The sequence below is a fragment of the Desulfosporosinus sp. OT genome, from assembly GCF_000224515.1.
Taxonomy (GTDB): domain Bacteria; phylum Bacillota; class Desulfitobacteriia; order Desulfitobacteriales; family Desulfitobacteriaceae; genus Desulfosporosinus.
On sequence record NZ_AGAF01000219.1, the window covers coordinates 1 to 22,401 of the forward strand.

The 22,401-nt window shown below is 42.1% G+C and carries 29 protein-coding genes, 2 pseudogenes and 1 riboswitch; of the genes and pseudogenes, 12 read left to right on the top strand and 19 right to left on the bottom strand.

Annotation, left to right across the window (positions count from 1 at the left end; translation table 11 throughout):
• Positions 1–181 (top strand): annotated as a pseudogene (locus DOT_RS31465) (site-specific integrase); the annotation flags it as partial.
• 179 nt (positions 182–360) lie between these two features.
• On the opposite strand, the gene DOT_RS20460 reads toward DOT_RS31465, so the two are convergent.
• The 3 genes from DOT_RS20460 to DOT_RS32050 all read right to left on the bottom strand — a co-directional run bounded on the left by DOT_RS20460 (position 361) and on the right by DOT_RS32050 (position 1,275).
• Complete coding sequence (locus DOT_RS20460) at positions 361–654, bottom strand: helix-turn-helix transcriptional regulator (protein WP_050809924.1); 294 nt, start codon at positions 652–654, stop codon at positions 361–363.
• 135 nt (positions 655–789) lie between these two features.
• Positions 790–1,077, bottom strand: coding sequence for a hypothetical protein (locus DOT_RS20465; RefSeq protein ID WP_009623033.1), 288 nt, complete (start codon positions 1,075–1,077; stop codon positions 790–792).
• An 87-nt stretch (positions 1,078–1,164) separates the two neighbouring features.
• Complete coding sequence (locus DOT_RS32050) at positions 1,165–1,275, bottom strand: hypothetical protein (protein WP_242833881.1); 111 nt, start codon at positions 1,273–1,275, stop codon at positions 1,165–1,167.
• A gap of 234 nt (positions 1,276–1,509) precedes the next feature.
• Between DOT_RS32050 and DOT_RS20470 the strand changes: the two genes are divergently transcribed.
• Together DOT_RS20470 and DOT_RS20475 are read left to right on the top strand one after the other, a co-directional pair.
• Positions 1,510–1,800 carry a hypothetical protein gene (locus DOT_RS20470; RefSeq protein WP_009623037.1) on the top strand — a complete coding sequence of 97 codons (291 nt, stop codon included), beginning with the start codon at positions 1,510–1,512 and terminating at the stop codon, positions 1,798–1,800.
• Positions 1,801–2,024: 224 nt separating this feature from the next.
• Positions 2,025–2,312 (top strand): DUF6019 family protein, encoded by a 288-nt coding sequence (locus DOT_RS20475; protein ID WP_009623043.1) that lies wholly within the window; start codon positions 2,025–2,027, stop codon positions 2,310–2,312.
• A gap of 83 nt (positions 2,313–2,395) precedes the next feature.
• Here DOT_RS20475 and DOT_RS20480 read toward each other — a convergent pair whose 3' ends face one another.
• Complete coding sequence (locus DOT_RS20480; protein WP_009623045.1) at positions 2,396–3,094, bottom strand: flavodoxin family protein; 699 nt, start codon at positions 3,092–3,094, stop codon at positions 2,396–2,398.
• Between the two features lie 422 nt (positions 3,095–3,516).
• Between DOT_RS20480 and DOT_RS20485 the strand changes: the two genes are divergently transcribed.
• The 4 genes from DOT_RS20485 to DOT_RS20500 all read left to right on the top strand — a co-directional run bounded on the left by DOT_RS20485 (position 3,517) and on the right by DOT_RS20500 (position 4,867).
• Positions 3,517–3,864, top strand: coding sequence for a hypothetical protein (locus tag DOT_RS20485; protein ID WP_040413077.1), 348 nt, complete (start codon positions 3,517–3,519; stop codon positions 3,862–3,864).
• 102 nt (positions 3,865–3,966) lie between these two features.
• Positions 3,967–4,293 carry a hypothetical protein gene (locus DOT_RS20490; protein WP_157998503.1) on the top strand — a complete coding sequence of 109 codons (327 nt, stop codon included), beginning with the start codon at positions 3,967–3,969 and terminating at the stop codon, positions 4,291–4,293.
• A gap of 47 nt (positions 4,294–4,340) precedes the next feature.
• Complete coding sequence (locus tag DOT_RS30710) at positions 4,341–4,523, top strand: hypothetical protein (RefSeq protein ID WP_040413078.1); 183 nt, start codon at positions 4,341–4,343, stop codon at positions 4,521–4,523.
• 68 nt (positions 4,524–4,591) lie between these two features.
• Positions 4,592–4,867, top strand: a complete 276-nt coding sequence (locus DOT_RS20500) for a hypothetical protein (RefSeq protein WP_009623053.1) — start codon at positions 4,592–4,594, stop codon at positions 4,865–4,867.
• Between the two features lie 59 nt (positions 4,868–4,926).
• On the opposite strand, the gene DOT_RS20505 is transcribed toward DOT_RS20500, so the two are convergent.
• A complete protein-coding gene (locus DOT_RS20505; protein WP_040413079.1) occupies positions 4,927–5,139 on the bottom strand; it encodes a helix-turn-helix transcriptional regulator in 213 nt (70 codons plus the stop codon).
• 330 nt (positions 5,140–5,469) lie between these two features.
• Entirely contained in the window at positions 5,470–5,634 is a 165-nt protein-coding gene (locus DOT_RS20510) for an aspartyl-phosphate phosphatase Spo0E family protein (protein WP_040413080.1), read from the bottom strand.
• Positions 5,635–6,010: 376 nt separating this feature from the next.
• On the opposite strand from DOT_RS20510, the gene DOT_RS28995 reads away from it, so the two are divergent.
• Both DOT_RS28995 and DOT_RS20520 read left to right on the top strand, forming a co-directional pair.
• Positions 6,011–6,307, top strand: coding sequence for a YmaF family protein (locus DOT_RS28995; protein ID WP_083824217.1), 297 nt, complete (start codon positions 6,011–6,013; stop codon positions 6,305–6,307).
• Positions 6,308–6,409: 102 nt separating this feature from the next.
• Positions 6,410–6,769, top strand: coding sequence for a hypothetical protein (locus DOT_RS20520; protein ID WP_009623061.1), 360 nt, complete (start codon positions 6,410–6,412; stop codon positions 6,767–6,769).
• Between the two features lie 339 nt (positions 6,770–7,108).
• On the opposite strand, the gene DOT_RS20525 is transcribed toward DOT_RS20520, so the two are convergent.
• The 3 genes from DOT_RS20525 to DOT_RS32515 are packed head-to-tail and all read right to left on the bottom strand — an operon-like array spanning position 7,109 to position 8,105.
• Positions 7,109–7,357 carry a hypothetical protein gene (locus DOT_RS20525; RefSeq protein ID WP_040413082.1) on the bottom strand — a complete coding sequence of 83 codons (249 nt, stop codon included), beginning with the start codon at positions 7,355–7,357 and terminating at the stop codon, positions 7,109–7,111.
• On the bottom strand, positions 7,354–7,980 hold the full coding sequence (locus DOT_RS20530) for a DNA adenine methylase (protein ID WP_282433483.1): 627 nt from the start codon (positions 7,978–7,980) through the stop codon (positions 7,354–7,356). Before DOT_RS20530 ends, DOT_RS20525 begins: the two co-directional genes overlap by 4 nt.
• Positions 7,944–8,105 carry a DNA adenine methylase gene (locus DOT_RS32515; protein WP_348982163.1) on the bottom strand — a complete coding sequence of 54 codons (162 nt, stop codon included), beginning with the start codon at positions 8,103–8,105 and terminating at the stop codon, positions 7,944–7,946. The genes DOT_RS20530 and DOT_RS32515 overlap by 37 nt, the downstream gene beginning before the upstream one ends.
• 314 nt (positions 8,106–8,419) lie before the next feature.
• Between DOT_RS32515 and DOT_RS20535 the strand changes: the two genes are divergently transcribed.
• Positions 8,420–8,893, top strand: coding sequence for a NapC/NirT family cytochrome c (locus tag DOT_RS20535; RefSeq protein WP_050809925.1), 474 nt, complete (start codon positions 8,420–8,422; stop codon positions 8,891–8,893).
• Between the two features lie 90 nt (positions 8,894–8,983).
• Here DOT_RS20535 and ltrA read toward each other — a convergent pair.
• The 8 genes and pseudogenes from ltrA to moaA form a co-directional block, all read right to left on the bottom strand.
• Positions 8,984–10,289, bottom strand: a pseudogene (gene ltrA, locus DOT_RS29000) (group II intron reverse transcriptase/maturase).
• A gap of 371 nt (positions 10,290–10,660) precedes the next feature.
• A complete protein-coding gene (gene groL, locus DOT_RS20555) occupies positions 10,661–12,295 on the bottom strand; it encodes a chaperonin GroEL (protein ID WP_009623075.1) in 1,635 nt (544 codons plus the stop codon).
• A gap of 56 nt (positions 12,296–12,351) precedes the next feature.
• On the bottom strand, positions 12,352–12,636 hold the full coding sequence (gene groES / locus DOT_RS20560) for a co-chaperone GroES (RefSeq protein WP_009623077.1): 285 nt from the start codon (positions 12,634–12,636) through the stop codon (positions 12,352–12,354).
• A gap of 292 nt (positions 12,637–12,928) precedes the next feature.
• A complete protein-coding gene (locus DOT_RS20565; protein WP_009623079.1) occupies positions 12,929–13,756 on the bottom strand; it encodes an NYN domain-containing protein in 828 nt (275 codons plus the stop codon).
• A 124-nt stretch (positions 13,757–13,880) separates the two neighbouring features.
• A complete protein-coding gene (mog, locus tag DOT_RS20570) occupies positions 13,881–14,384 on the bottom strand; it encodes a molybdopterin adenylyltransferase (protein WP_009623081.1) in 504 nt (167 codons plus the stop codon).
• Complete coding sequence (locus tag DOT_RS20575) at positions 14,384–14,818, bottom strand: MOSC domain-containing protein (protein WP_009623082.1); 435 nt, start codon at positions 14,816–14,818, stop codon at positions 14,384–14,386. Before DOT_RS20575 ends, mog begins: the two co-directional genes overlap by 1 nt.
• 342 nt (positions 14,819–15,160) lie before the next feature.
• Positions 15,161–15,634 carry a cyclic pyranopterin monophosphate synthase MoaC gene (gene moaC, locus DOT_RS20580; RefSeq protein ID WP_009623084.1) on the bottom strand — a complete coding sequence of 158 codons (474 nt, stop codon included), beginning with the start codon at positions 15,632–15,634 and terminating at the stop codon, positions 15,161–15,163.
• 3 nt (positions 15,635–15,637) lie between these two features.
• Positions 15,638–16,609: a GTP 3',8-cyclase MoaA gene (gene moaA / locus DOT_RS20585; RefSeq protein WP_009623086.1), complete on the bottom strand. Its 972-nt coding sequence runs from the start codon at positions 16,607–16,609 to the stop codon at positions 15,638–15,640.
• A 78-nt stretch (positions 16,610–16,687) separates the two neighbouring features.
• Positions 16,688–16,813: riboswitch (molybdenum cofactor riboswitch) on the bottom strand.
• A 150-nt stretch (positions 16,814–16,963) separates the two neighbouring features.
• Between moaA and fdhD the strand changes: the two genes are divergently transcribed.
• Entirely contained in the window at positions 16,964–17,749 is a 786-nt protein-coding gene (gene fdhD, locus DOT_RS20590) for a formate dehydrogenase accessory sulfurtransferase FdhD (protein WP_009623087.1), read from the top strand.
• Between the two features lie 55 nt (positions 17,750–17,804).
• Here the strand turns inward: fdhD and DOT_RS20595 are convergent, their stop codons facing one another.
• Both DOT_RS20595 and fdhF read right to left on the bottom strand, forming a co-directional pair.
• The gene (locus tag DOT_RS20595) at positions 17,805–18,047 is read right to left on the bottom strand and encodes a glutaredoxin family protein (protein ID WP_009623088.1); all 243 of its coding nucleotides are present in this window, start codon (positions 18,045–18,047) and stop codon (positions 17,805–17,807) included.
• 148 nt (positions 18,048–18,195) lie between these two features.
• Positions 18,196–20,877, bottom strand: coding sequence for a formate dehydrogenase subunit alpha (gene fdhF / locus DOT_RS29010; protein WP_083824221.1), 2,682 nt, complete (start codon positions 20,875–20,877; stop codon positions 18,196–18,198).
• Between the two features lie 465 nt (positions 20,878–21,342).
• Between fdhF and DOT_RS20610 the strand changes: the two genes are divergently transcribed.
• Positions 21,343–22,284: a helix-turn-helix transcriptional regulator gene (locus DOT_RS20610; RefSeq protein ID WP_009623094.1), complete on the top strand. Its 942-nt coding sequence runs from the start codon at positions 21,343–21,345 to the stop codon at positions 22,282–22,284.
• Positions 22,285–22,401: the final 117 nt, after the last annotated feature.

A 22,401-nucleotide genomic window follows, 5' to 3' on the forward strand; every position in this document is an offset into this window, starting at 1 on the left:
CACGCATACTTCCTTGCTTTCAGAAGCTGGTGTTGGACTGAAAGAGATCATGCGACGACTCGGATACAAAGACGATGATACTACTCGGCATGTCTATATGCACGTTACTAAGTCGATGAAAAAAGAGTCCTCTCGTAAGTTCAGTGAACTCATGAGAGGACTCCGTAAAAATTCTTTATAAGTTGGCAGTAAATTGGCAGCACTGCCAATCTTCAGAGTCTAGAAGCCTTGGTATACAGGGTTTTTAGGCTCTTATTACATCATGCCACCCATATCTTTAGCTATCTGTAACATCTTTATTGTCATTTCATAGTGTCCATACATTTCGTAAAAATGGCATAAAATAAGGATTCTTGCATTTTAATATCTGTAACATCTTATGGTTTCAGACGCATCTATTTTTAGCTTTTGTGAGCAAAATGTGAGCAATCCAATTTTCTTATTACGTTCAATGCAGTCAATTTCTTTCCCGAAGTATAAGCAATTAGGGTCAATAGAATATAAATTCCTTAGCTTTTCTGACAATTCTCGCGGAATTAAAGATGAATCATTTTCGAATGCTTTAATAGAATTTACGTTGACATCACAATGTAAAGCTACTTCCTCTATGGATTTGCATAGTTCTCTCGCGGTGCGTAAGGTAATTTCAAACATATTCCATTCCCCCTTCATTTAACACTTGCCGAAGGAGGGTAAAACTGGATATAATCAAAGAGTAAGAACCCTTCTTCGGGAGTGAGTTTTTATCTGGGAAGTCCTTAACTCTTGCTGGGGTACCGGGCTTCCTTGTTATTTCGTGACCTTTGTTTTTGTAGACTTTCTCTCGCTAACCGGCTTTTTCAATGGCTCAACAATCAGTCCGTCCTCCCCTTGCATAACTCTGAATTTCTCTCCATTGAACTGAAATAACTCACCCATGTTGAGTCCTGATTCATCCAGACCGCTCACCATACTGATCTTACGCCTGGTCCATGTTTCTCCCTCATCCCCGCTAACCTTTACTTCGACTAGTACCTTTGAGGGATCAAGAAATTCATTTTCGAACTCATCCTCTTTAATCTTCGTTTTTGTTCCCATAATACAGCCCCCTATCAGAACACTCTTTCTATATTAGAACACTTGTTCCATTGTTGTTCAAGGGGTAATTTGTCGAAGGGCAATTTATTACTTCTGTGACTCCTCGTAAAGCTCTCTCGCTTCAACTCCTAATGCTCCCGCTATTATTGCTACAGTTTTAATTTTAGGTCGCTGATCCCCCTCTTCAATAGCCGCGATATATCCCTTTCTTAACCCGGCCGCTTTGGCTAGGTCCTTTTGTGTCCATCCCCTCTCCTGGTGATGTTAGGCGTCGGATCATAGTTGGCTGAAATGATTACAAGTTCTGTTGGTAAGGGACAGATTTCAACTATGATCCGAACAGGATCGCTTATTGCAGCTATAATTTCCGTAGTTACCGTGGCGTGGAACTGCTAAGCTTATTTTTCAACTTTACTCAAGGAAAATTGTGATATGGTTAAGTGGTTCGCCGATTTAATGCTAATAGGTATTGTGGGATTCGTTACTTATGTATTATGTATTGCTGTTGAAAGGAAAACTATTGGGCAGTTGATAATCCTTGTATGTATTCTTTTGGTAGCCAATAAAACTATCGTCGATCTAAAACCTGTTATCGATAAGCTGTATGAAGCAAAGCAAGAATTTGATGATATTCAAGAGTTTAAAGATCAGATTGGTAATTCACCTATTTTAAATTGGGCACCAGGGACAGGATTAATTAGGGAGCAGGAGTGGGCTAAGTGAAAATTTTAATAATCTCTCCCATCCCCACTCCTTGTCCCTCGGACTCCCTTAATCCTCTCCCTCTTACCCTCTCTTTCTGAAAATATTTACTTGATTTTAGCTAGTTTTAGCTTGTACATTGGTCCATCTACAGACCAAGTGACGGACCATACAAAGGACCAATCCGAGGACCATTGCAAAACTTATCGTAAAACCATTAATCCTGTCGAAGTGCAGGAAATCCAATGCTAAACGTAAAAATAATAAGCAATGAAGCAAAGGCCCCCAGCAACAACGCTGAGGGCCTAAACTATAGAAAGGATGATCCCATGCACGACACAACCAACTATGTCCTACTGATTGCCATTGTCATCCTCCCTATCCTTAGTGCCATCTCGCTCTATTACATCATAAAAATGGCCGTTCGAAACGGAGTCCAGGAAGCTAATGCAAGAATGCTTGAATCGGTAAGAGCCCTCGAGGATTCGACCTATGAGATAAAAAAGGGATTAAACAAAAAGGAGAGCACATAAGCTCTCCTTTAATATTCGCACTAGCCCTTGATTTAAGTGAAAACAAATATATGAATCTTACGCCCAGCCATTGGGAATGTAAATTACTTGTTCGGTTCGCCTTTAGAACAACTTTTTTCTTCAGACACCTCATTCTTTGCAAGTATCTCTACAATCACTTTCCCCAATCTAACAGCGTCTCCCATGCCTTTTTGATTTTCAAACTTGTTAACACCGACGTTTTCCACTGTAGCAGTCGGGCCACATAGCATTGCGATACCAGAAATCGGACACGTGTCGCCTACGCCACATCTAATACAAGGTACATTACCTAAAACCTTCACTCCGCCCAGATAATTCATGCCCTCCTCAACCATATAATACATAATGGCATCTTGTCCCATAGAAGATGCTGGCGGCAACTCAAGATTTTCTTCTGGCGCTGCATATGTAATAACAGAAACGGCTGGTTTTCCTTTCATATAGCCCTTTAGGTGTCGGTTAGCAAAGCATCTCTCCATGAAAGCCTTTGTCCGAGAATCTAATGATGAATACGGTGTCCATCCGCCTATCACAATTGCACTTGCTTCTCTAGCTTTTTCTATTAACATAGGGCCATCGTCATCTGTAATGGCGCATTTATTCGTGTATACGCATTTCAGACAGTGCATACAACCAGAGAACTTATAATCGCTCAATTTGATAAACTCTGTTTCTAATCCTGTTGCATTCAATATTGCCTTTACGGCGCGATCAGTGTTGCTGTTCGGAATAGGTGAGCCTGAAACTCCAAGTACTTTCATATTTTTCCTCCCCTTAAATTACATACGGTACTCTTACCTAATATCGGTTTCGCTACAGCCATAAAAAATTACTTGCTACCGTCCCTTGACGAAGTTGTTAAAGAACATATTACACCAATTTTTTCCTTATGAATGTAAAATACTTTACATTATTCAATTACTTCATTAAATAATCTTCATTAAATAATAGAAAACTGTTTTCTTGAGAGAATTAGCATGGGTCCCTAATGATAATTTTCCTCCAAACCAATTAAACGCCGTGGTTAATCCCCGACGTCTTATTTATACCTCTTTCCCCATGCTCTTGTGATTAATAGATATTGGTGGTATATCATGGTATACACAATGTAAACATGTTTACTTAAGTCAACATAGCTAATATTAAGGGTTAAATGTATACATATTTAAATGGAGGCATTAACATGTCGGAAGAAACGAAAAATAAACCACCACTTTACTCCGTCCGCACCAACGACGAGGTCATGACCGACGTAGCAGTATTAGTCGAGCGCACCGGACTTAGCCAAAAGGATCTTTTCTCGGCCATGGTAACTCAGTTCAAGAGTAACCTGCTGGCCAGCAACGAAACCGAACAGACAGAGGACATGCAGCAGCTCCGCTATCACCTCTCTCATGCTGAATCAATTTTTACTAACATGATCCAGAAGGTCCGTGACTTGAAGAATGGTTACGCGGAGAGCATCGATCAAGAGAAGCAACTGCATCAAAGTGTCATCGCCCAGGTCGAACGTGGTCGGCAGCAAGCCTAGGAAGAACGCGACAAGGCAAGGTTAGAGTTGGCCGAAATTCAGGATCAACTTAAAGAGCTGACTGAGCGAAACAGTGAACTCGAAGCGATCAATAAGTCCAATTTGACCACAATCACCCTGCTTACTGACAAGACGGAAACCTTGGAAGCACGGATCAGGACCGTAGTCGATCTGGAAGTCGAAGCGCAACAGCTCCGGACGCAGTATGCCGATAGCCAGCGACAGGTCGAAAGACTGCAGGCTGAAGCTACCCAAAGCGCACAAACTCTCGAACTCACAAAAGAGCGTATGGCTAATGCTGAAAAAGATCATGAAAAGGCTATTGCAGCAGCTCAGAAGGTTGCTGACCTGCAAATTCATGCGGCTGGGATCGAGGCTAACAATCGGGTTCTCGAGGCCACTACCAAGCTAAAAGACGAATATTCCTAAGATTGATGCCATCCAGGAGAAAAATCAATCTCTAACTGCTAGGGTTCATGAATTGGAGCTTGGGAAAAATAAACGTTAGCTGGCCAAAAATTGAACTTAAAGCAGAAGCCCGGCTCTGCCATGCCGGGCTTCTGCTTATTATTGATACCACGACCAACGACCTCTACGCATTACATTATATGGCCTGTCCAGTAAAATGTGACAAAGCGCTGGTTTTCAATATTCCATGATTTAATACTTATTCGACATCGCTTGTAATAGAATCTATTAACGAACAATCATTGAACGGAGGGGAAGCATGATTGAGTTTGATGCTCTCGACGAACAATGCCCAGAGTGTAACGGCCTTGGCAGGACAGAAAACCCAACATGGTTTGAGTACTGGCATAAAGATTTATTTCGAACTTTGGGGACTCAAGAGAAACTAAACATTGTGAAGGAAGCTGCTCCGGATCAACCTGATAAACCAATCTTTTTCATTTGTAAGGAGTGCCATGGTAAAGGCAAGGTACTTACAGCTGAGGGAAAACGACTTGTGGAGTTTATGAGGTTTTGGCTGAATCCAAATTATTAAAGGCTTACAATGATAATAGCCATTCAATAAAAGAAGCCCCCACCGTTTCGGTAAGAGCCCTATTCATTATTAATTAATTCATCGATCGATACGCCAAGCCCTGTAGCCAATTGTACCAGCTCGTGTATGCGAGGTATTCTTAATCCGGTTTCTATATTGATAAGACTTTTAAGGTTGATTCCGACATTTAAAGCTAACTCTTCCCTGGTCAAATTACGCTTTCCCCTGTAGTGAGCTATTCGCCTGCAGACGGTTTTGTTGATTATGATCAAATGTATCTTCGCCTCCCGTCTTGCATATCTGAAATTTAATGCTTAGGTAAAAGCTAATTTGTTTACCCATGATCTGTCAACGACTAAAAAAGCCCCCCGTCGTTTCTGGGGGGAGCTGAGTAGGACGAGAGATATCTTTTCCATGGTTTAGTATATTATACCCATAGTAAACAGACAGAACCCACCAGCTTACAGACTCACTGCTTGGATATAATAGAATTAAAATGGGCTGAGGCTTCTTGAGGAAATATTGACACTAACTTCATAGAGATCCACTTACCATATAGGCAACAAAAAGGAGAGTAAATATGCTCTCCTTTTCTCACGTCTTCACACCTTTCTCTTTCTTCTACCAGAGTAAAACTCATTAATCAACAGATCAAGCTTTTCGCTAATCCCTACTACTCTCGAGTCAGTAAGATCTTTATCTGCAGCAATCTTTTGCATTTGAAGTCTTAGTTCTTCTATCTGATCCAGGACCTTCAACCTAAACATCTTCTTTCAATAAAAATTCGCACTCAAACATTTTATTATTACGCACCGACAATATCAACGTGTATAAAAGGTAATGTTCTGTCGAAATCAGGCGGAAATAAAGGCCCTCATCGTTGCTAGTGAGAGCTAAAGAAGGAGGTAGTGAAAAAAGATGAGCAAATAGATAACGTAACGTCGAATAATTTAACAGAATTTTATTATTATGCTACATCTAACCTGGTAATAAATACAAAAACTCTTTAAACCCTGCATTTAAGCGGGGCTTTACTCTTTTCGCTTGAATGGATTACGAGGTAAACGCACTCTCTTCCATTAATATCCATATACTGTATTAGCTTTTCAAAATGAATAATTAAAATTTGGAGGTGAGAAGGTTTTGAGAACTGATCTTAACCATGTACACTGTTTTTGTTTTATAACATCTGTCAATGATCAACACTCTCACACTATGGCAGGAACGACTAGTTGCGGAATACCGTACGGTGCTAATCATGTTCACTGTTATAAGGGGGTCACCTCATGTGACAGAGGGCATGTTCATTGCTATTTTGGGATGACAGGCCCTGCACTTTATCTAGCAGATGGTTCTCATGTGCATTGTCACAGGGGCACAACTTCACTGACGCATAACCATATTCACCATTATTGTAGTTCAGGTTATCCGTCTTATTAATCACATCTAAAAAGGAGAGCACCTAAACTCTCCTTAACTTTTTGCAGATTAATCATGGAATGATATAATTGAAGCGAGTTTACAAAAACGAGGAGGATTAAGATGTCAAGAGAAAAACCACTTTCATTCAAGTTTATCTTACCAATACTTATGATTCTTTTATTAAGTATAGCAGGCTGCGCAAGTAACCCTAGTAATCCAAGTAAACCGAGCAATCCTGAAATCTCCTCAGGGGGATCAACTTCTCCCGCCCCAGGTATTTCGCAAAATGCTACACCTGGCAGCTCAACCGCTACAGGGGCAGAGACAAAAGCAGGAGTAGTAACTTATGAGAACTACCTTAAGATTAAGCTCGATACGACGTATGATGATGTAAAAAACATTCTTGGAGAAGGAAAGAAAAAACAATCGATGCCGACCTTATCAGGTACACCTGGGCAGACCAAGAGAAAAAAATCGTAATTGAAACAAATAAGGGTAAAGTTGAATCTAAGACTCAGTACGATCTTGGAAAAACCACACCCAAGCTTACCGCTAGACAATTCAATCAAGTCACAACGGGCATGACTGTTGATCAGGTAGTTTCCATCCTTGGGCCTGATTATCGGGAGGTCAGTTACGAAAAGTCTGCTGGTGCTATCATAAGGTCGCTTATCTGGATGATGCCTAACTCTAAGTTCATTAAGGTTAAACTGCAAAATGATAAGGTTACTGATATATATAATTTTCTAAAGTAGTCTCCCCATACTTGTAACTTGTGGAGAGGTAAAAATGACAAGGAGAGCCATTGAGCTCTCTTTTTTACATCTTCCATAGAAACCACTTGCAGGTCCCGATTTCATACTTAATCTCAAACGACCGCAACTCTCCCTTGATCTCGCTCTGGCATCGGAAGATAAGCATACGATTACCGGCGAGTTTTTCTTCGATGACTGAGACGACCTGCTCGATTTTGAGTTCCTTGTCGTTGAGTTTTATTCGGTGTGGATGGGGTGTGCCGTCAAGATCGAACCATGTAAGGACTTCGACGGGGGTGGATAGAATTTTCATTCAACCACCCTCATTTCATAATTACTTATAAATAGTTCGTTGGCCATACTGCTTTTGTCGGTTCTGCAAACTGAATACCTTACTTCTACCTGTTTAATGTTAAACCCAGAATATAACTTTCGGATCTCCGAGTGATCATTAATGCTCAATAAGAATTTCCCATCTATTTTAGCCAGGCATTCCTTCAGCCTGACGTGATCTTCCTTAGAAAATGGTTTGCTTCCTTGACTTGTATAATCAGCTAAGCCGTAATATGGCGGATCGCAATAGAAAAACGTAGAGCTTCGATCATAACTGGATATTATTTTTTCGACATCCCTATTTTCAATAATTGTATTAACCAACCTATCCCTTACGGATGTTATGTTATCCCTTACTCGCTCGAGGAGCATTGGCGGCTTCTTTAAGGGGGTAATCATAAAATCCTTCATCAATGCTCCAAAGCTGAAGTGTAATAGGTAATAGAATCTGACCGCTCGGTTTACTTCTGATGTTCCAGCGATACTTAATGTCTTGTATTTCTGAAATATCTCTCTTGAAATAAGTATATAGTCAAATGCCTGAATGAATTGTTCGGGCTTTTCTTTTACGACTCGAAAGAAGTTAACGAGTTCGGAATTAATGTCATTACGTCAGAAGACTGTTTTTCGAAGAGGACCCAGCCAGCACCGCCGAAGGGCTCGCAATAACATATATGCTTTGGTATCATTTCCACAATGGTTTTTCTTAGTCTATATTTGCCGCCCATCCATTTGATTGGACTATTCACGTTGATCCCCCTTACTAGCCCAGCAAAAAATTAGCCGCAATTTGGAAACGCCAAATTGTGGCTAATTTTTTGCTGAAAACTTGCGATTTTACGTGTTAAATTTATTTTTCAACTCCAAAATGGAACCCCTTACCAATTAAGGCAGGAGAACTTTTTGACGCCTGTGTCCGGAGGTTTATTGCGCAATGCCCGATGGGCTTAACTTCTCCTATTTAATCTAATGCATAATCAAATTTCTACGGTGCATTATAACCTTATTCAATTGTGTGTAGTATTATTATTGGAGGAACTTAGTGAAGAAACCTTATTTTATTATACTAGCTGTAATATTTGCATATGCGTTATTCCGAGGCAGTTACTGGGTTGCCACTCTACCAGGGTCATGCGTGGTTTGTCATGAGATTAAACCTTACTTTACTTCTTGGAAGAAGTCTCCTCATAGTAGTATACCTTGCATGAAATGTCATGAGAAAAGGGGTCCGTTTGGTAAGATTGAAAGTACTTTAAAGCACGGGATAAGAGGTATGTATCTTCAAATGACCGGGGAATTTGGTTCTCTCAAGCCGGGAAACGAAAGTCTTCCAATTAACAATTGCATTACATGTCACATAGGAAAAATAAAATCTTATAAAGATACTCCCCTAATGCCGAAAGATCATCTAGAATTACTGAGAAAAGACTCGCCTTGTATTAACTGCCATCGTGATACAGGTCATGAAACAGGATTAGCGGCTAATGATGTAGATGTATTTGAAAATAATAAATAGCAAACGATCGGGTAGGAGGTCACCCATTATTTGAGTGACCGACCTCCCACACCACCGTGCGTACCGTTAGGTACACGGCGGTTCCTTAGTTTACGCTGTGACTTGTCGATAATACTCTGAAAAGAATATAAATTCAAACCCTTTAATAACATTGTTCGTTAGGGATTTGGATAGGATTGGGCTATTGGTTGTTCTCCAGTAGCTCTTTCTTGTGTTTGCGTATTCCCATGCTTTCTGTTCATGGATTCCCAGCGATTTAAGCATTTTCAGCTTTGTCTTCACTCGTTTCCACTGCTTCCAGTAAATCATGCGGATCCGCCTTCTCATCCATTCATCAGTTTGCAAGAGCAACTTCTTCATGTCCGCTAACTTGAAGTAATTTATCCACCCCATGATGTAGCGTCTAAGTTTTGTGGCTCTGAGTTCATTTCCCATTCCGTTGCTTCTGGAAGTGAATTCTTTAACCATGCCGCGCATCTTCACCACCGATTTTGGATGTATTCTGATCCTCGTTTTGCCTTTCATTTGGTAAAACGGAATCCAAGAAACTTCACCTTTCCTACGTAGTCGACCACTGTTTTCTCCCGATTCACTTTAAGAAATAGTTTCTTCTCGATGAAGGGTAAGATATTGTTTAGTGTACGTTTTGCGCTTCTCCTACTCTTGCAGAAGATCATCATATCGTCCGCGTACCGGACAAATCTGTGGCCCCTTCTTTCAAGTTCCTTGTCCAGTTCATTCAACATGATGTTACTAAGAATTGGACTTAACGGGCCTCCCTGAGGTACGCCGACTTCTGTTTCTTCAAAGCGTTTTCTGATCACGACTCCTGCTCTCAGGTATTTGTGGACCAGCGATATGACTCTCCCATCTTTGATGGTTCTTGATAGTACTTCTATCAGTTTGCTTTGATTCACCGTATCGAAGTACTTTTCCAAATCCATATCTACCACATATTTGTATCCTTCATCTATGTTGTCTGACATTTCCTGATGGCATCATGAGCGCTTCGTCCGGGTCTAAATCCATAGCTATTGTCGGAGAACTGCTTCTCGAAGATCGGTGTGAACTGTTGGGCTATCGCTTGCTGTACCACTCGGTCTACTACTGTAGGTATTCCAAGATTTCTTTTCTTTCCGTCTTCCTTTGGTATTTCTACCCTTCTGACGGGATTAGGACGGTATTTTCCGTCCAAGATTGACTGCCTGAGTTGGCTTCCGTTTTCTTTGAGATATCGCAGAAGTTCATCCACTCCCATCCCATCGACTCCGTAAGCTCCTTTGTTTGACTTGACTCTCTTGAACGTATGGTTCATGTTGTCTTTGCCTACTACTCCCTCAAGTAATCGTTCCTTCGAATGGTTTGCGTCGGTGCTGTTGTTTTCAGTGATCCTCACAGAACTGTGCGCTCCCGCATATCCTTCGTGTTCCGCACTATTCTTTTGGGGTGAGCCTTCCTTTTGACTTTCATCTGCTGGAAGTTGGCTGAACTTCGCTTCACTCCCTCAGACATACGCATACTTCTTTGTTGGCTGAAGCCGGAGCGACTTTACCGAAAATAATGGATAGACTAGGGCATGTCGACGATGCTACAACAAGGACAATTTACCTTCATATAACTAAGCCCAAAAAGAAAGAGACGTCTCAAAAGTTCAGCGAACTAATGAAAACGTCTCTTATAAAAAATTTGCCATTGTGAGCAAAATGTGAGCATTTATGGTTGCCTATGATGCAGAGTCCAGTAACACCAATGATTACATGGCTCTTATTACATCATGCCACCCATTCCGCCCATGCCGCCCATTCCGCCCATAGCGGGTGCTCCGCCATCTTTTGACGGAATGTCGGAGACCAGGCACTCCGTAGTTAGGAGCATAGCAGCAATGGAACCTGCATTTTGCAAGGCCGAACGAGTAACTTTCGCTGGGTCAACAATACCAGCGGCAATCATGTCTTCATAAACTTCGGTTAAGGCGTTGAAACCAGTACCTCGATTGGAGGAACGAACCTTCTCAACCACAACGGATCCTTCGTGTCCAGCGTTATTGGCAATTTGACGGAGTGGTTCTTCAAGTGCACGTCGAATGATGTTCACACCTGTTGCTTCGTCTCCAACCAAATTGAGTGAATCTAAGGCTTGGAGGGCATCAATTAAGGTAGTACCTCCACCAGAAACGATACCCTCTTCAACTGCTGCGCGGGTCGCTGCCAAGGCATCTTCAATTCGGAGTTTCTTCTCCTTCATTTCAGTTTCAGTTGCTGCACCGACTTGGATAACCGCAACGCCGCCAGCTAATTTTGCCAAACGTTCTTGGAGCTTTTCACGATCAAAATCAGAAGTAGTTTCTTCAATTTGTCGTTTGAGGGCTTCCACACGATTCTTAATATTTTCAATGCTTCCGGATCCTTCGACAAGCGTAGTTTCCTCTTTAGTAACGCGGACTTGACGGGCACGTCCGAGCATGTCAATTGTGGTGTTTTCTAACTTTAAGCCGAGATCTTCAGTGATGACTGTTCCGCCCGTAAGCACAGCAATATCTTCAAGCATCGCTTTACGACGATCACCGAAACCAGGAGCCTTAACACCAACACAAACGAACGTTCCGCGTAATTTGTTGACAACGAGGGTTGCTAAAGCCTCCCCGTCGATATCTTCTGCAATGATCATTAGTTGACGACCAGCTTGTACTACTTTTTCCAGTACTGGTAAAACATCTTGAATTGCACTGATTTTTTTATCAGTAATCAGGATGTAAGGATCATTAAGTATTGCTTCCATTTTTTCAGTGTCGGTAATCATATACGCTGAAATATAGCCACGATCAAATTGCATTCCTTCAACTACTTCAAGCTCTGTCGTCATGCCTTTAGCTTCTTCTACAGTAATGACGCCATCTTTGCCAACTTTCTCCATAGCTTCAGCAATAAGCGCCCCAATATTTTTATCACTGGCAGAAATCGAAGCAACTTGAGCAATAGCTTCGCTCGTCTCAACGAGTTTTGCATTGGCTTTGATGTCAGCTACAACGACATCCACTGCTTGCTCAATCCCACGTTTAATCCCCATAGGATTTGCACCAGCAGCGACATTCTTGAGCCCTTCACGAATGATTGCTTGCGCTAAAACTGTAGCCGTCGTTGTACCATCCCCAGCCACATCATTGGTTTTAGTCGCCACTTCTTTAACGAGCTGTGCACCCATATTCTCAAATGGATCTTCCAATTCAATATCACGAGCAATCGTTACACCATCGTTCGTAATTAAAGGAGATCCGAATTTTTTGTCAAGTACAACATTGCGACCTTTAGGTCCTAAGGTTACACGTACAGCTTCTGCAAGAGCATTGACACCGCGTTCTAAAGCATGACGTGCTTCTTGATTAAAAATAATTTGTTTTGCCAACGTATGTTCACTCCTTAAATTTGAAATTAAATCATATTAATTTGAGTCTTATAAATCTAGCCAATAATAGCCAAAATATCTGCTTCTTTCAGAATTAAGTACTCTTCGCCCTCATACTTAACTTCGGTGCCGGCATATTTGGAATAAATTACTCTATCGCTTACTTTAACGTCAAGAGCAATGCGAACACCCTTTTCCATTTTACCAGGACCTACAGCGACTACTTCGCCCTCTTGTGGCTTTTCCTTAGCGGTATCTGGCATAATGATTCCGCTCTTAGTTTTTTCTTCCATCGGGAGTGCTTTAATGATCACCCGGTCTGCGAGAGGTTTAATGTTCATGAAGAAAAGTCCCTCCTTAATGTTTTTAATTAATATTTTATTTAATATTTGTTAGCACTCGACTCTGTTGAGTGCTAACAATATATCTATAATAATATGCAAGGGACCGCCGGAAAGCAACCCCCCCAATCTTTGAAAAACATGATTTTATCTTAAAAATTCTTCTGATATCGTTTAAATACTAACTATTTCAGGCTCTAGTTATAATTAATGCTTTCAAGGCCCCCCCCGGAGCGCATTACCACATCATCTAACCACTATATTGCCCCGATTTCCATTCTTTTATTCATGATTATGTCTCCATCATCAATTTTTGCTGACGCTGAGAAACTTCCTCGAACATAGACCCCAACGCTTCACAAACTCTGGGATTTTCCAGATTAAGAAGATATATCTTTGTTTTTCCAATTTTTAAATTTGAATCCAAATGTTCCTGCTCAATGAGCATATTTTCTTTTAAGGTATAACGAATAAAATCTTTAACTTGTGGAACAGATCGTCCCAGAAGTTCTGTCAAAGCAGCTCTCGCTTTCGTTGACGCAACGTAAGGCAAGCGAGTCTGAAGGCTTCCTATAACTTGGATCCCTTGATCCAAATCGTTCTCTGCACGATACTCTGTTTCAGGTTTTTCATGGAGTAGCCACTGTAAGATATCTTCCCCTTCGCTGTATGGTTGGAGGGCATGATGAACGCTTCCAGTTACGCCAATTACTTTTACTTCTTTTCCCCAAGCCCGAACCTTTCTCACGAATGAAAGAAAGTCTCCATCCCCCGTCAACAATAAATACATATCAAAAGTAGACGTTCGTGTAAGCAATATTTCTTGAGCTTCGAGCATTAACTCCAGATCCGCTGCATTATGGCGGAGTCCCGTACTGGCATAATTGTTTTTCCCAAAGACATGTCGCGTAAAAACATTTGTCTTTTGGAACGTCGTTTGTGTTCTCCAGAACTCTTCTCTATCGAAGTTAGCGTAAAGATAGATCGCCAATAAATCCACTTTATTACGCGCTGCGTAATATCGTAAATACTCTTCCAATTGCTCGGGTGTTAATTCATAACCCCGCTCAAGTAATCCTGTCCAGATATTTTCGTAATCGACAAACGCTATGGCTTTCACAACTTTCCACCTCACAAGCCCCTATGTCTACAATATCATACGCAAGAATCTGGACAGACGTGACAAGCCGAATCAACGTTTAAGGGGTATGCATCAATTAAGCATACCCCTTAGAACGTTAATGTTAGCCAGGTTTCACCGTTGTTGCGCATTCACTGGCTTCCCCTTTAAGAATCTGAATCCCATGGGGAAGCGCTGGAGCAATCGCCGCAAAGCATTCGCGCACTGCTTTGGGGCTACCCGGCATATTAATGATGAGTGTTTGTTTCCTGAGGACTGCCACACCTCGACTTAGCATAGCCTTAGGCGTCACTTTTAAGCTTTCCATCCGCATCACTTCCGCAATACCCGGCACCATACGATCTGCCACAGCGAGTGTGGCCTCAGGCGTAACATCACGTAGTGAAAATCCGGTTCCACCAGTTGTCAATATTAAGTCCAGACTTAACTCATCCGCCCATTGTCGCATTTTTGCTGCAATTAAAGTTTGGTCGTCTGGGAGTACCACATACTCAACGACAGCCCCGTCGATTTCCTGAACAAGTTTAGCAAGAGCTGGTCCTGAGAGGTCTTCCCTTTCTCCACGCGACCCTTTATCGCTTGCAGTAATGACCCCTACTCGAAGCATTATGCTATCACCTCAATACTATCTCCTACGCGAACCGCCCCACCTTCTAATAGGCGAATAAAGATTCCTTCTTTAGGCATGACACAGTCTCCAGCTTGATAGAAAATCGCGCATTTTGTATGACATTCTTTACCGATTTGAGTGACTTCCCCGATACTTGTTTCCCCAATTTTTAACTTTGTCCCGACGGGCAGAGTAAATAATTCTATCCCTTCAGTCGTCAAGTTCTCAGCAAAATCCCCTGGTCCAACATCCAAACCTTTGTCCTGCATCGTCTTTATGCTCTCCATCGCCAGCAAACTAACCATGCGATGCCAATCTCCGCCATGTGCGTCTCCTTCAAGACCAAAGTTAACTTTCAAGATCCCTTCGCCCACATTTTTTTTACGCATCCCTTTTTTTTCACTTGTGCAAACAGCTAATATTTTGCCCATCTTATATGTCCTCACTTTCGTCCAAATGCTGCGTATTCATTTATATAGGAAACTTTAATTTATGAAAGTCCACTTTCTAATTATTTAGTTAGTCTTATCCAAGTCTTACCGCTACTTCTTCCGAAGGTCATAACTTGAAGACGGATGTTCGAGGTTAAGGCGCTAACAAGAATAGCCGAGTGTCCCAGTAGCTAAGGATTGCTGGATGCCGGAGGACCTAGACCTAGTATCGCTGAAACTAAGATTCGAACAGGGCGTTCGAGATTAGAGCACCTCAAGGATTGTGTCAGGTGCCGTGATGGCGAGAAGTGACCATATTTGAAAACAGAAGCTTAATAACCATTAGTCACGTACAAAGTGTCCACTTTTCCCCCCAAGCTTTTCGACCAAATAAATATCCCCAATTGTCATAGTTTTATCCATGGCTTTACACATGTCGTAAATAGTTAACGCAGCGACACTGACCGCTGTCAAGGCTTCCATCTCGACTCCAGTTTTCCCATGTACTTTTACTACCGCTTCAATTTTTACCTCACCGGGATCCTCTAGTTTAAACTTAAGTTTGGCTCCAGTAATCGCTAGCGGATGACACATAGGTATTAATTGAGATGTCTGCTTTGCAGCCATAATACCCGCAACTTGAGCTACCGCTAAAACATCTCCTTTGGCAATTAGCCCTAACCGGATGCGCTCCAATGTATCTGGTTTCATCTGTATCTTCCCACGCGCAACCGCAACACGAGCCGTTTCATTCTTGTCACTAACATCCACCATGCGAGCGCGACCTTCTTCATCAAAATGCGTTAAATCATCCAATTCTTACCCTCCGATCTGAGACATTACACGTACACCTTGCAATGCTTCGTCATTCATATGATGCTCAACTGGTTTATGCCAAACTGCATGGGCAAATAGATCCAATATATCTGCATCCGTGTTTCCATTCCGTAAGGCCTCACGGAGATCCACTTCATGTTTACTATGTAAACATGGTCTGAGTTTCCCATCTGCTGTCAAACGAACTCGATTGCAGGTATCGCAAAAATGGCGACTCATTGCGCTGATAAAACCAATGCTTCCCTTAAAACCATGGGGACGAAAATATTCTGCAGGCCCCCCGCCACGAATAGCGAGTTTCGGAACGTACTCTTGGATTCCCAAAAGCTCTTTCATTTCCTTAATTGGAACAAAATCAGCCCGATGCTCTGAGCTAATCCCAATTGGCATGAGTTCTATGAAACGGACGTGGAGTGGGTATTGTCTAGCTAAGTCCAAAAAACTAGGCAGCTCGTCCGAATTAAACCCTCGGACGACGACAACGTTGATTTTTACCGGATCTAAGCCTACCTCAAGCGAACGGAATACACCCTGAATCACACGTGAAACATCGCCTCCACGGGTAATATCAGCGAAATGCTCTTGATTCATGGTATCTAAGCTAATGTTAACTCGCTGAACACCCACAGCTTTTAGCTCAGCGGCCATTTCAGGGAGTAACATTCCATTGGTTGTGAGCATAAGATCCTCAACCCCCGGGAGCTGAGCCCCCTCCTGCAGGAAGTTTAATATCCCTTTCCGGACTAAGGGTTCTCCGCCTGTGATCCGAAACCGACGAAACCCCAATTGCGTACTTATCCTCATAAGTCGTAGTATCTCTTCAAAGGAAAGAATGGATTCATGCGACATCCATTGTACTCCATCAGCTGGCATACAATATTTACAGCGGAGATTACAACGATCTGTCACTGAGATTCTGAGATAGTCAATTTGCCGGTGAAATTGATCTTGCATGGCCATGCCTCTTTCCAAGCTTAGATTTCTGCAAAATAAAAAACCCCACGGTCTGTAAACAACCGGGGGATTCACTCCACCTGTCGACAGACTCCTTTCCAATAGGAGATATTACAGTTTCCCATAATACCCGAGTGCCTTGCGACACTGGTCTGGTCACCATAGCTTATGCTTTAGGGGATCCAGCTTCAGAGCAATGACGTTTGAATTTTTACTTTGATATATAATTCGTGATAAAGTATAAAAATCCTTCTATTTATCTACAAAATAATACATTTTTCTTTTTATTGAATACTATTCAGTTTTTTGTGAAACTATTGTAAACTAGAAATAGTAAGCACAAAGGAGGTTCACATGCCAAACGAAACGGTTACCCATTCTATTCTTAAAGCCAAAGGGCCACTGCTCGAATGGGTAGAAGACACAGTGATTCGAGAAGTTCCTTTGACTATACATTACAACCGCGAAGAAATTGCAACACTTTTATGTTCCCTTTCCCAAATCGAAGAACTCGTCCTTGGATTTTTATTTAACGAAGGGTTTGTCCGTTTTTCGAAGGACGTGTATGAAATTAGGCATGATCCGGTTGATCATTTGGTTTGGGTCGAAGGCAAACCGTGTCTTTTGCAAAAAGAACTTATGAGCAAACGATTTGTTTCAGCCTGTTGTGGTAAAAGTCGCGCATCATTTTGTTTCGCTAACGATGCTCTAATGGTTAAACCGCTTACTTCAAATCTTAGCATTCCACTCCAAGAAGCTTATGATTATGTAAGATTTCTCGAGAACCATCTCCCACTTTTTCAAGCAACCGGAGGTGTGCATAGCGGAGGGATAGGCTATCGAGGTGAAATCCTTCTGACGAGCTATGATATTGGCAGACATAACGTCTTTGATAAGCTTGGGGGCAGTGCCTTTCGTCAAGAATTAAATCTTGACGACCATGTGATTTTTTTTAGTGGCCGGGTTTCCTCTGAAATCCTGCTCAAAGTTGCAAAAATGAAGGTTCCTATCCTCATTGCTCGTGGAGCACCAACCGATCTCGCCCTTTCTCAAGCGACTGCTTTGAATATCACCGTTATAGGGTTTGCAAGGGAACAGCGCCTTAATATTTATACCGGTACTGATCGAATTAGCCTTTAATTAAGGCAACAACGATGGTAAAAGACGTGCGTGGATAAAGGCCTGATTGAGTAGCTTATTTTTTTTGGAAGACCTCCTCATATTCGGCGGAAGAGAAACGGGTCAGAATCCGTTCCCCAACAACGGTTATAGGAACTCCGATCTGATCCGTCACTTTTCTCATTTCTTTGAAATGCCCAGGAAATAGAATATTTTTCTCTGTAAACAAAATCCCTTTACTTGATAGAAATCGCTTGGCACGTGCACAGTATGGACAAAGGGGTAGGGTATACATTATCACTTCATGTTTCAGACTCATCACTCCATCAACTCAGATTAAATGTACGTTAACCTTAGCTTCAATGTACCACATCCCTACTTTTATGTCACGCTGGCAAATATCACTTTAGTATTATAATCAAAAAACAGATGGGCCTTTCTTTCGAAAGGCCCATCTGTTTAATACTCTAACTAATCTTTGAAATCTGTACGCCACATACTTTATACTCATACGTTTTCGTGACTTTATCATACGCTCCATTGGTTAGTTCGTTGGTCGGAGAATCAAAATAGTGGAATGTCATAAAGACCATACCTGCTGGCACCCGTTCCGTGATCTTGATTTTAGTCTTAACCTCACCACGACGAGATGACACTTTAACAACTTCACCCATCTCTAGTCCGAGTCGTTTAGCATCCAACGGATTTATCTCTGCCAACTCTTCTGGCGAATGGATTCCTAAAGATTTGGAGTGTTGTGTGAAAACATTATAATGAGAAAGCTTCCGTCCAGTGTTGAGTAAGAAAGGATACTTTTCATCAGGTAATTCATCAGGCAACTGATTATCTATCGCTACAAATTGCCCTAAGCCTCGGCTAAACTTCCCTTCATGTAAGAACTTAGTACCGGGATGTTCAGCAGAAGGTACCGGCCATTGCAACCCTTGGGTTCCTAGACGTTCGTGAGTGATCCCTGCAAATATTGGGGTAAGCGTGGCAATTTCCTGCATGACCTCTTCCGAAGATTGATACTCAAAGGGATAACCCATACGGGTCGCTAGTTCACAGATGATGTCTCCGTCTATCTTCGCATTGCCCAGAGGTTTAATCGCTTGATTAACCATTTGCACTCGCCGCTCAGTGTTGGAGAAGGTACCTGTCTTCTCAGCAAAACTAGCTCCGGGTAAGACAACATCCGCCAACTTAGCTGTTTCGGACATGAAGATTTCTTGGACTACAAGGAAATCCAGAGCCTTAAGGCCTTTGCGTACATGATTGGCATCAGCATCTGTAATGACCGGATCTTCACCTAAAACATACAAGGCTCGCAGATTTTTACTAACTGCTGCGCCAAACATATCTGGAATCGTAAATCCAGGATTGGGGTCGAGCGGAACCCCCCAAGCGGCTTCGAATTTTGCCCGTGCTTCAGGATTAGCAACTTGTTGGTAACCAGGATAGACGTTAGGCAATGCTCCCATATCGCAGGCACCTTGAACATTATTTTGCCCGCGCATAGGGTTAACACCCGAACTTTCTTTCCCAATATTACCAGTAAGCATGGCTAGGTTCGCCAAGCTCTTTACATTATCCGTACCACAGACATGTTCCGTGATCCCTAATGTATAGAAGATCTCCGCCCGTTCTGCGGTCGCGTAAAGTCTAGCAGCTTCCATAAGCTGTTCCACGGGAACTCCCGTAATTTGACTGACTAGCTCGGGAGTATATTTCTCAATCGTTTTTCGCGCTTCTTCAAAACCTTCCGTTCGTTCTTCAATGAACGCGCGATCTTCCCATCCGTTAGCGAGAATAATGTTCATAATCCCATTGATGAGAGCAATATCCGTTCCCGAACGAAGCCTTAGCCAAACATCGGCATGTTCAGCCATATTAGTGCACCGAGGATCCACCACAATCAGCTTTGAACCCTTAGCCAGTGCCTGTTTCATTTTCGTCCCAATCACGGGATGGGCTTCTGTTGGGTTAGAACCAATTACAAACATTGCTTTAGTGTTTGGAATTTCATTAATAGAGTTAGTCATTGCTCCCGAACCAAATGATATGGCCAGACCGGCCACAGTGGGAGCGTGTCAAGTCCTAGCGCAGTGATCGACATTATTGGTGCCGATGACCGCGCGCATGAATTTTTGCATAAGATAATTTTCTTCGTTAGTACAATGGGCAGAACTTAAAGCTGCAATAGAGTTTGGTCCATAGTTTTTCTTGATCTCACCTAACTTTGAGGCGACTAAATCCAGAGCTTCATCCCATTCTGCCGGGACTAATACCCCATCTTTCCTGATCAGAGGAGTTGTGATGCGATTTTTATTATAAATCATATCCATCCCAAAGCGACCTTTGACACATAAAGCCTTGCCATTAACGGGTGCATTCGGATTCGAGGTCACTCCAATGACTTTGCCGTCTTTAACATTCAGGTCAAAGTTGCAGCCTACCCCGCAAAATGGGCAGGTAGTTTGGACTTTGGATACTTCCCAAGGATGCCCTTTGCCGACCATTTGCTTTTCAACCAAGGCTCCTACTGGACAAACTGAGACGCATGATCCGCAGAAATCACAGTCAGACTCGTTATAGGATAGATTGAAAGCCGGGCCCACTTGAGCATCAAAACCACGGAATGAAAAGTCCAGAATGCTTTTTCCCTGAATTTCACTGCACGCTTTGATACATTTTCCACACAAGATACATTTATTGGGGTCCCGTAGAATGAAGGGATTCCCATCATCTATCGGTAGATTACGGCGTTCGCCTTGATAAATTTCTCCTGTGACACCATATTCATAGGCGTACTCGGCCAAAGAGCAATTGCCCATTTTTTGGCAAGTCATGCAATCTAAGGGGTGATTCGCTACTAACAGTTCCAAAATAGTTTTGCGTGCATTACGAACTTTTGGATTTTGCGTTTCTACCTTCATTCCCTGCGTTACTTGAGTAACACAAGACGGCGGAAGATTGCGCATACCTTCAATTTGTACAACGCACATGCGGCAGGCACCACCAGCAGTAAGCTCCGGGTCATGACATAAAGTGGGAATTGGAATATCATTCTGGCGACAGGCTTCAAGCACAGTCGATCCCTTCAGAACGCTGACTTCACGACCATCAATTGTTAATGTAAGCCACTCCAAAGTGTTCACTCCTCTCTGTTTGCTATCCACTAGATAATTTGGGCACTCATTTTCAGCAGTATCAAGAAACGGATAATTAAGATCGAACACCATACCCGAAAAGAGTATAAATCCATAAGTGGACAGACTCAAATAGTGTTTTTTTTAAATTGATTGACTTTTTAGATAGTTTTATATTACTTGTTTCACTAGCTATAGTCAACTATATTAAACTAAATTAAATAAGAACAAAATAAACCAAACTAATTTAGTTTTGTAAATGAGCCCCTCTTTCATTAATGTGCAAACGCACTTCGAAGAGAGGACTCCAAAAGGTAACTTTGGCACACCAGTTTCTGATCATAAAGGTTTCATTAACCCAATTATTTTAACGACATTATTATTAAAATAGAAATTGGTATTGACTTACAAGTCTTACTATTCTAGTGTTAATAAGTGTAAGGAAAGAGTAGGAAGGTGATTTATTTGACCTTAACTTTGACAGCTGCCGAAGCGGCTAAAATTCTAAAAGTTTCGACATATACCCTTTATGAGCTAGTTAAACGAGGAGAGCTTCCTGCTCACCGCATTGGACGACAACTTCGTATTGACCCTGCTGTCCTTGAGCACTATCTGCATGGAACTATGAGTAACTACAACACTCCTCCTGCGGTCACACCCTCCACAACTTCAGAAGTTATGGCCTCCAACGTTGCTGGATTGCCAATTATTCGTTTCATCGGTAGCCACGACCCTATCGTCGAGCTTCTTTTCGAGTTTCTCAAACATAGCCCTCTTCCCGTACAATTCTCTGTTTCTTATAAAGGAAGCTTGAATGGGTTAATTGCGCTTTATTGCCGAGAAGCAGAAATTACAGGGATGCACCTTTGGGATAACGCGTCGAAAGAATACAACATCTCCCACGTCAAACATGTTATCGCCGACGAATCTGTTAGTATTGTAAATTTAGTTCAACGAGAACAAGGTTTTATCGTGGCACCTGGTAATCCTTTTGATCTTCATACCTGGGACGATCTCACCAAACAAGGCGTGCGATTCATCAACCGCCAGAAAGGATCAGGGACCCGTCTACGCTTGGACTCATACCTACAAACGGAAGAAATTTCTCCCGATCGCATTCAGGGATATGGAAATGAAGAAACCACTCACTCTGCCCTCGCTTGTCTCATAGCCAATGGACAAGCCGATGTCGGCGTTGGAGTAAAAGCTGCGGCTCATAGACTTGGTCTTGATTTTATCCCCTTGTTCCAAGAACGCTATGATCTCGTTGCATTAGGACAAACCACTAAAACCATTGGTTGGAAACAGCTTATAACTGTTCTAAATTCTCCCGGATTTATCCAGGCCATTAACCAACAAAATGGGTATGATACTTCTCTGACGGGAAAAATTCTTTATAGTTGCTAATTCTTTATATACTACAAGACCCATACTTTATAATAATGCGCACGTTCAGATCTCAAAACCTGAACGTGCGCATCAAGGTCTCTGCTTATTTAACTTTGATTAGTCCCGTATTGTCTT